9 protein-coding genes are annotated in these 9,045 nt (G+C 62.2%); all 9 read left to right on the top strand.

Going from position 1 to position 9,045, the window contains the following annotated elements:
- Positions 1 to 223 (top strand): hypothetical protein (locus SGJ19_19520; protein MDZ4782441.1); only part of this gene is annotated, 223 nt, incomplete at its 5' end.
- A 160-nt stretch (positions 224 to 383) separates the two neighbouring features.
- Positions 384 to 2,924, top strand: coding sequence for a tetratricopeptide repeat protein (locus tag SGJ19_19515; GenBank protein MDZ4782440.1), 2,541 nt, complete (start codon positions 384 to 386; stop codon positions 2,922 to 2,924).
- Between the two features lie 93 nt (positions 2,925 to 3,017).
- On the top strand, positions 3,018 to 3,479 hold the full coding sequence (locus SGJ19_19510; GenBank protein MDZ4782439.1) for a hypothetical protein: 462 nt from the start codon (positions 3,018 to 3,020) through the stop codon (positions 3,477 to 3,479).
- Positions 3,480 to 3,516: 37 nt separating this feature from the next.
- The gene (locus tag SGJ19_19505) at positions 3,517 to 4,341 is read left to right on the top strand and encodes an ATP-binding protein (GenBank protein MDZ4782438.1); all 825 of its coding nucleotides are present in this window, start codon (positions 3,517 to 3,519) and stop codon (positions 4,339 to 4,341) included.
- Positions 4,338 to 5,762 carry a sigma-54 dependent transcriptional regulator gene (locus tag SGJ19_19500; GenBank protein MDZ4782437.1) on the top strand — a complete coding sequence of 475 codons (1,425 nt, stop codon included), beginning with the start codon at positions 4,338 to 4,340 and terminating at the stop codon, positions 5,760 to 5,762. The genes SGJ19_19505 and SGJ19_19500 overlap by 4 nt, the downstream gene beginning before the upstream one ends.
- A 238-nt stretch (positions 5,763 to 6,000) precedes the next feature.
- Positions 6,001 to 6,414 (top strand): flagellar basal body rod protein FlgB, encoded by a 414-nt coding sequence (gene flgB / locus SGJ19_19495; protein ID MDZ4782436.1) that lies wholly within the window; start codon positions 6,001 to 6,003, stop codon positions 6,412 to 6,414.
- 83 nt (positions 6,415 to 6,497) lie between these two features.
- Positions 6,498 to 6,908, top strand: coding sequence for a flagellar basal body rod protein FlgC (gene flgC, locus SGJ19_19490; GenBank protein ID MDZ4782435.1), 411 nt, complete (start codon positions 6,498 to 6,500; stop codon positions 6,906 to 6,908).
- A gap of 78 nt (positions 6,909 to 6,986) precedes the next feature.
- The gene (fliE, locus tag SGJ19_19485) at positions 6,987 to 7,286 is read left to right on the top strand and encodes a flagellar hook-basal body complex protein FliE (GenBank protein MDZ4782434.1); all 300 of its coding nucleotides are present in this window, start codon (positions 6,987 to 6,989) and stop codon (positions 7,284 to 7,286) included.
- A 37-nt stretch (positions 7,287 to 7,323) separates the two neighbouring features.
- A complete protein-coding gene (locus SGJ19_19480) occupies positions 7,324 to 9,009 on the top strand; it encodes a hypothetical protein (protein MDZ4782433.1) in 1,686 nt (561 codons plus the stop codon).
- The last annotated feature ends 36 nt before the right edge of the window (positions 9,010 to 9,045 follow it).

Raw genomic sequence — 9,045 nt, 5'->3', positions numbered from 1 at the left:
CGAGCGAATATTCATCGGGGTTGGAATTGCGGCATGCGTCTTTACGATTGCAGGGGCCCGATTTCGATCCTTCCAGCGGAATGACCTGGAGTTAACGCACTACCAGCAGGTCGCATTTAGCCTGTGGTGTGGCGCCATCGTCACAACCCTGCTGCTGCTCCTATGCTGGCTCAGTGCCCGCACATGGAAGCACGTAATGCAGCAGTCGTCCGACGGCGAATAGTTGATCACTGCAGTTGTCATGGTTTTTGGTTGGGACTTTAGGCAGTTTCTCAAGCCGCATTGACCCTGCGCGGGAATTTGGGGTACAAGTTCGCGCTGGCGTTATTCCCGCCTGCGCCTGCGCGTTATGGATGACGCGCGCCTTGAGAATGGATGCTCACGTGGCGTCAAAGCCAGAAGGCCATGCGACCGTCGCCTCGGATTCCGATCCGAAAGCCGGCCGGTTCGCGCGCTTGTTGGCGCCCCTCAAGGCGGTGACGGGGATCTTGGGGAAGTTGGCGCGCATTGGCGCCGTGTTCGGCGGCCTGTTGAAAGTAATCCCGAAGAGTCTGGCCTGGGCCAAGAGCCACAAGCTGGTGGCCATCGTCGCGCTGGTGGTCATCCTGGTCAGCGGCAATGGCTTTGCCTGGTGGATGCTGACCGAAGAGGCCGCGCCCCCGCCGCCGCCAGAAAACATTCAAGACGCGCTCCTGGCCCTCGATAAGAGTGATTGGGCAGAAGCCAAACGGATCGTCGAAGTCGTCGCCGCGGATGAAACGGTCGACTTCGACACCTTTGGCGGCGTGCCCTTCGTCATGGCCACCGTGGAACTGTATGAGCGGGAACAGGCGCAAGCCGAAGGCTCTCTCGTCGATGATGTGCGAATCGCCCAGTTGCTGCAAACAGCACGGGAACGCGGCTTTCCGGAAGGACGCACGGCGCAAGGGCTCTATCTGCTGGGGCGCGTGCTGGCCCGAACGGGCCAATTCGCCGCCGCGCGCGATGTATTGACCGAGGCCTTGGATGCCGGCGCGCCGCCGAAGGCAGTGCTATTGAATCTCTCGGAGGCCTGGTCGGTGGACCCGCGCCCCGATTTCGCGAAGGCTCGGCAAGTGCTCGACGGATATCTCGCCGACAGTACGTTGACCGATGTTGAACGCCAATGGGGCATGATCGAGTTGGCTCGCCAACAGTTGGGCCAGGGGGATCTGGCCGGTTGCCGCAAGACGCTGGGCAGCTTCGATCCGGCACAGGAAATCGTGCCCGCCTCTCATTTGCTGGTCGGTCGAGCGGCGATGGCCGAGGCGCGTTTGCTGCCGGCGCCGGCAGCACCTGCTCCGGATGTGGAAGCCGACAGTCCGCGGACGAAGCTCTATGAACAGGCGCTCGAAGCGCTCCGGCAAGTCACGGGACAGGATCGCGCCGCGATGGCCTGGCGGCGGTTGAGCATGTATTTCAGCGGGGCCTGCCTGGCGGAATTGGGAAAAACCGAGGAAGCCATCGCGCAGTTCTCGCGCCTGCGCCGGCAGTTCTCCTCATCGTACGAGGCCCTCTTCGCCGGCCTGGAAGAGGCCGACTTGTTGCGTACGCAAGGACGTCATGAAGAGGCCATCGGCTTGATGGCGTCCGTCATCAAGCAGTTGCCGCCTTCGACTGAGATCGACCATCCGCACTTGCCGGATCTGGCGCCCAAAGACCGGGTGCGGCGGAACTACGAGGACTATCTGGGGAAAGCGGACTACACCTCGGCCATTCAACTGCTCAACGCCGGCGCTCCGGCGCTCGGCGACGAGACGACCTGGGAATTGAAGGCCTCGCTCTATCAGCAGTGGGGCCGGGCCCTGTTGACCGAGGCCGAACAACACGCGCTCAAAGAGGGGGAGCCCCTGGCTCAAGAAGGAAGGCGGCATCTGCGCCAGGCCGGCGTGGCGTTCCGAGAGTTGGCGGCGCTGCACTTTTCCAATCGCAAATATCCGGAAGACATCTGGAATAGCGCGGAGTCGTTCGCTGTCGGCCGCGACTACGCGAGCGCCGCCGAGCAATACCGCAAGTACATCGAATTCAACACGCCGCGACGTCGCGCGGAAGCGCTCTTCGGCCTGGCCAGCGCCCTGCTGGCCGACGGCCGCCTGAGCGATGCGCTCGAGAGCGTGACCGAAATGATTCGCTCCTATCCGCGCAACCCAGGCGTTTATGCCGCGCGGTTGCTGGCCAGTCGGATCTATTCCGAACTCGGTGACGGCCCGCATGCCGAGGAAATGCTGCGGGCTAATCTGGAAGGCGGACAACTGGCCCCCGAAAGTAACGAATGGCGCGATTCCCTGTTCGCGCTCGGCGCCTTGCTCTATCGCGAACAGCGTCCGGCGGAAGCGCTGACGCCGTTAAGCGAGGCGGTCCGGCGTTGGCCGACGGCGCCCCAGTCGATCGACGCCTATTACTTGCTGGCGGAATGCGGTCGCCAGCGCACCGACGAGCTGCGCACCGCCGCTTTGGCCGCGAGCGTCCCCAGCGAGCGCACCGCCCGATTGCGCGAAGTCGACACGCTGGCCCTCACGGCGCTTGGCAATTACGAGCGGGTCCGCGGACTGCTCGAACAGCGGAGCGATCGAGAGCTTTTGCCGCCCATTGACCAGTCGACGTTGCGGAATTGCTATTTCGGTCGCGGGGCGATGCTGCAACAGTTGGCCCGCTATGAAGAAGCGGTCCAGGCCTACGCGGACGCCACGAATCGGTACCAGTATGCGCCGGAGGCCCTGGACGCCTACGTGCAAGCGGCGGAATGCCTGCGCCGATTGAATCGCGCCGCGGACGCCCGGGGCACGTTGGAGCAAGCCAAAGTGGCGCTGGCGAGAATCGCGGCCGACGCCGATTTCGCCGCCACGACAAATCATTCGCGTGCGGAGTGGACGGAGAAATTGGATTGGCTGAGTAGGAATCTTTGAGGAAGTAGGTGGAGTAGGTGGAGTAGTTAGTAGGTGGAGTAGTTTGGAGAGCGACGACTTCTTTTGCGACTGTGGGTTTCTGGTTTCATCTCCATGCTCGATGCTTTTCAACAATCTGAGCGGTTGGCCGAGCTGATTGAGCGGCGGCATCGCTATTTGACGTTAATGCGCGATTTGGGCGCGCAGCAGTCGGCGTTGATCGCGAGCGGTGAGATGACGCAATTGCTGCGCGTATTGGCCGCCAAGCAGCGCGTGATGATGGAGTTGGAGCGCGTCGAGCGCGACCTCGATCCCTATCGCCCGCAATCGGCCGAAGAACGGCAATGGCGCTCGACCGAGCTGCGCGACCGCTGCCGCCTGCAAATTGAAGAATCCAAATCACTGTTGGCGGAAATCGTCGCGCAAGAGAAGGAAGGCGAAGGGCAACTCCAGCGCCGGCGCGACGAAGCCGCTGAACGTTTGGCCGGTGCGCACTTCGCCCATCAAGCGCATTCCGCCTATCAGTCGGCGCCGCATTCGACCGTCTCGCAACTCGACCTCGCGTCGGAAAGTTGAGGATCCCGTGATCTCCGAGCCTGCCGCGGAACGAACCTTGCCCTCGACGCCCGATCCCTCGTTGGAAGCCGTGCTGGCCGCCTGGCACGACGCCACAGTCCGCTTGGAACAGACCCATTCGGCGCTGCGCACGCAGGTGGTGCGGCTGACCGACGAACTGGAAATCAAGAATCGCGAATTGGCGCGCAAGAACCGGCTCGCCGACTTGGGGCAGATGGCTTCGCATGTGGCCCATGAAGTACGCAACAACCTGGTGCCGGTCGCCCTCTATCTGAGTTTGCTGCGGCGACGTTTGAGTGAAGATCGGGGCAGCGTGGACATTCTGGAGAAGGTCGATTCCGGCGTACGGGCGTTGGACGCCACGGTACATGACTTACTCAGTTTCACGGCCGAACGCGATCCGCGCTATCAGCGTGTTAATTTGCGCAATCTCGTCGACGACGTGCTCGACGCCCTGGCCCCGCAATTGGATGCCCAGGAGATTCGCCTCGACATCGACGTGCCATCGGGGTTGGCGGTCCGGGCCGACCACGATATGCTCCGCCGCGCCGTACTGAATGTCGTGCTCAATGCGCTCGACGCGATGCCTGACGGCGGAGAGCTCGTGGTGACAGGGGTTGACGGCCCGTTCGGCTGCGATTTGGAGATCGCCGATAGCGGACCGGGCTTCGAGGAACAGGCGCTTCGCAGGGCCTGCGAACCGTTTTACACCACGAAAAGCTCCGGGACCGGGCTGGGGTTGGCGATCGTGCAGCGGATGGCGGAAGCACACGGCGGCGAGTTGAGCATTGGCAATTGTCCCGAAGGGGGCGCGGCATTGACGCTGCGAATCCCCCATCGCCGCATGGAGGCGGCCGCATGAAAACGCTCACATTACAACCGCCGATGCCGAAAAGCGCCGCGCACGGGCGCGTATTGGTCGTTGATGATCATCGGCAGGCGCGAGAATCGGTCGCCGATGCGCTCCGCATCGCCGGACATCGCGTGCAAGGCGTGTCGAGCGCCGTGGAAGCGCTCAAGCTGATCGGCGAGGAAAGCTTTGACGTCATCATCACCGACTTGCAGATGCCGGGCATGGACGGCCTGGAGTTCATCCGCGAGTTGGAGCGCCGCCGCTATGGAGCGCAAGTGCTGATGATCACCGCGCACGCCTCGGTAGCTTCGGCCGTCGAAGCGATGAAGCACGGTGCGCTGGACTACCTGGAAAAGCCGTTCGACTCACATCAATTGGAAAACCTGGTTGGGCGCGCTTTGGGACGAGGTCGTTTAATCGATCAAGGCCGCCCGTTGCATCAACCGGCGTCGACGAGCGGCGCCGTGGCGATGATCGGCGCGAGTCCGGCCATGCAAGCGCTGCGAGCACGGATCGCGCAAGTGGCGCCGACCGACGAAACCGTGCTGATCACCGGGGAAAGCGGCACGGGCAAGGAACTGGTCGCCCGCGCGGTTCACGCCGCCAGTCGCCGCGCCGCGGCGCCGCTGGTGAGCTTGAATTGCCCGGTGCTCTCGGCCCACCTAATGGAAAGCGAACTGTTCGGACACGAACGCGGCGCGTTCACCGGCGCCGACGCCGCGCGCAGCGGACGCTTCGAACTGGCTGATCGTGGCACGATTCTGCTGGATGAAATTTCGGAAATCGAGCCAGTCCTCCAGGCCAAGCTGCTCCGCGTGTTGCAAGAGCGGCAATTCGAGCGGGTTGGTTCGAGCCGGACGATTTCGGTCGATGTCCGTGTATTGGCAACCTCGAACCGCGACTTACCGGGCATGGTTCATCAGGAGCGCTTCCGCAGCGACTTGTACTACCGCCTGGCGGTCGTGCCGCTGGAGATTCCGCCCTTACGCGCGCGACGAGAAGATGTGCCGCTGTTGCTGGAACATTTCTTGGGACTGGCGGCCGCACGGCAACATAAAGAGCCGTGCCTGCTGCAAGCCGGCGCGCTCGACCTGCTGGTGAATCATCACTGGCCGGGCAACGTGCGCGAGTTGGAAAACGTCGCCACGCGAGCCACGGTATTGAACCTCGGCCTGCCAGTCACCGCCGATGAGTTGCGACCCTGGCTGATCGATTCGGACGCGCCGCGGCAACAGCTTTCCCCCGAAGCGAGTCTGCCCACCGGGCTAAGCCTCGAACAAATGGAACAACGGCTGATCGAAGCGACCTTGGAGCGTTTCGACGGCCACCGCGCGAAATCGGCCGAGGCCCTGGGCATCGGCCTCCGAACCTTGAGTGGCAAGCTACGCCAATACGGCTACGCCCCACGCGCCAAAGCCCGATCCGCCTAAACAGGACACATCCAGAGCGAAGCGCCCCGAACACATCGGCAAGAACCGCCGAATGCAACGCGCAGTTTTTGCCGGTCAAGCGCAGCGACTGCCGTTAGCGTCGCGCGAAAGATTGGCCGAGCGCGCAATGCAACGCGTGTGCATGCAGCGTGTTGCAGCGTTGTGTTGAGTCGTACGAACAGATTGGCACGCGAGTTGCCTGAGCGCAGCGAGTCGTTCTTTCAAAGTGAGATCGAACATGATGCCGGACTTGTTTCAAGCGACCTCGGTTCCCTTGTTGGAGCAAGTGGTCAACTTTTCCCAGGCTCGCCATAACGTGCTGGCCGGAAACATCGCCAATATCGACACGCCCGGCTATCGAACACGAGATCTTTCTCCGGAAATGTTTCAAGCCAAGTTGAAGGAGGCGCTGCAGGAACGCGACGCGCTGCGGCGCTCGCAGGGTCTGCGCGGCGCGCATCCAGAGGGCATTGATCCGCTGGCCGCGACCGGCCGGAACCTGGAGAGCATTCTCCGGCATGACGGCGTGAACGTCGGCATCGAAGGTCAGGTCACCGAAATCGCCAAGAACCAGGTCCAACACAACATGGCCCTGTCGATCATGAACAGCCAATTCCGGTTACTCAACACCGCCATCAGCGAGCGGGTGTAGCAGGAGACAATACATAGTCTCCTTTCGCTCCGCGAAAGGACAGGCTTTCGCGGAGCGAAAGCAGACATTGGAAGGAGCCTCACATGTTTCCAGCGCTGGATATCGCCGCCTCGGGCCTGGCCGCGCAACGTCTGCGGATGACGGCCGTGTCGAATAACCTGGCGAACATCTCGACCACGCGCAACGAGCTCGGCGAGCCGGAAGCCTTTCAGCCGCGGTTCGTGGTCTTCCAGACTGACGAAGCGGTCGGCGACACCCTCGGCGCAGCCGGCGTGAAGGTCAGCTCGGTGGAAACATCGAACATGCCGCCGTTGTCGAAATACGAGCCGTTTCATCCCGACGCCAATGCGAAGGGCTACGTGCAATATCCCAACATCAACATGATGTCCGAGTTCGTCAACGCCTTGGAAGCGAGCCGCTCGTATGAAGCGAACGTCGGCGTGATTGAAGTGAGCAAGGAGTTGGCGCAGCAGACGCTGAGGATCCTCGCATGACATGTTGTTACTTTAACGCTCCATGAATGGCGAATGTCGAATGATTCGATTTCGCTACACGTTCCCGCATGATGCCCTATGAACAACATCGGTTCGCTCTCGACACAGATGCCGTTGCCTCCGGCGCCGCCTTCGATGAAGGGGGCGGCGAGTGAAGGCGCGTCGTTCAAGAACATGCTGGTCGAGTCGTTCGACAAAGTGAACACGATGCAGCAGGACGCGCATCAGGCGGTCGAAGGCCTGATGACCGGCGACGACGTCAACCCAGCGGAAGTGCTCACGGCGGTCCAAAAGGCCGACATCGCCTTCAAAATGATGATGCAGGTCCGCAACAAACTCGTGGCGGCGTATCAGGAAGTGCAGAACATCCGGGTCTAACGCATTTTGAACCGCGATTAGAGAGTAACCAACGCCTGTGAACAAAGCCTTCGCACAATTGACGGACTTGTTTCGCTCGATGACGCAGGGTGCGCGGATTACCGCGGGCTTGCTGCTCGCTGTCGTCGTCATCAGCGTGGCTTACATGTTCAATTCCGGGTTTTCTGGGCCGGACACGTACCTGCTGGGCGGGAAGTCGTTTACCGACATGGAAACGCAGGCGATTCAGATGGCCTTTGGCGAGGCCGGCCTGAACAACTGGGACACCGAGGGAATGCGGATTCGCATCCCGCGCGGACAACAGGACGTTTACCTGGCCGCGATGGCCAAGGGGAATGCGCTGCCGCAGGAATTTGGAAACGAGTTCGGCGAGATGCTGAAGAACGACAACATGTTTACGTCGGACCGACGCTGGGACGCGGAGCGCGCCATCGTGCAAGCCACGCGGCTGGCGAAGATCATCAGCGCGATGGATGGTATTGACCGAGCCACGGTCGACCTTCATGAAGACAAGGCGCGCGGCATGAATCGGTCGCCGCGTCGTACTGCCGCCGTTTCTGCCTGGCCGCGCGGCACGAATGAAATCACCGCCGACCACGCCATGGCGTTTCGACAACTGGTCTCTGGCGCATGTGGCATCGAACTTAAGAACGTGAGCGTGCTGAATGCCAAGACGATGCAAACCATCGCCGCCATTGGCTCCGAAACTACTGGCGGCGGTGGCAATGAATGGTTCAACGCGAAACGCATTCACGAACAAAGTTATCGCGAACGTGCGCTCGATGCGCTGTCCTTCGTGCGCGGCGTAGTCGTCAGCACTGAGGCGACTGTCTCGAAGGATGCGCGCAGTGCGTCGAAATCGATGAAGGTCGACAAAGCCAACACCACGGTGCTCACCACGTCGGAGCAAACCTCCGAATCGACCAGCAACACCGGCGGCCCCGGCGGGCAACCGGGTTTTGAAGCAAACAGTCCCGTGCCGAATGGTCAAAACGCCGTGACGGTCGCAGCTTCGCGACAGGCCGCCACGACCGACAACACCAGCCGCTCGGAAGTGCAGAACGCCATACCGTTCACGGAAACGACGACGGAGACTTCCGGCTTCATCCCGGAACAAGTGAGCGTCGCGGTCAGCGTGCCGGACGACCATTTCGTCGCGGTGTGGCGGGCGAGGAATCCGGTGCCGGAAGGTCAGACCGCGACGCCGCCGACGCAGGCCGATCTCGACCCGATCATCGCCAGCGAAACCGCCAATATCAAGACGACCGTGGCCGCGCTGTTGCCGACGCCCGCGGATGGCCGGGTTGCCGCCGACCTGGTGACGGTGAGCCGGTTTGCCGCACTGCCGGCGGAAGCAGCGCCCACAACGAGTTTCTTCGACGCGGGGCTTGGCTGGCTGTCGCAATCGTGGAGCACGGTAGCGTTGTTCATGTTGGCCGCGTTCGGGCTGATGACTTTGCGCGGCCTGACGCGCGGCATTCCCGTCGCCGACGCATCAACCTCAAGTGCCGCCGGCGCACCGGGCTTAGCCATCGCGCCGGAAACCACCGACGAACACGGCGCTCCGGCGGAGCCAGGCGCGAAAGCAGCGGCAGCCGGACCTCGACTCAAGCGGCGCGGCGCGGGCGGCCCGTCGCTGCGCGAAGAACTATCCGAAATCGTCCGCGAAGACCCCGACGCCGCGGCCAACGTGCTTAGAGCCTGGATCGGCAACGCCAGTTAGTTTCGTTTTGAACCGCAGAGACGCGAGAGAAGAGAG

The organism is Planctomycetia bacterium (assembly GCA_034440135.1).
Classification (GTDB): Bacteria; Planctomycetota; Planctomycetia; order Pirellulales; family JALHLM01; genus JALHLM01.
This window is presented reverse-complemented; position numbering and strand designations above follow the sequence as displayed.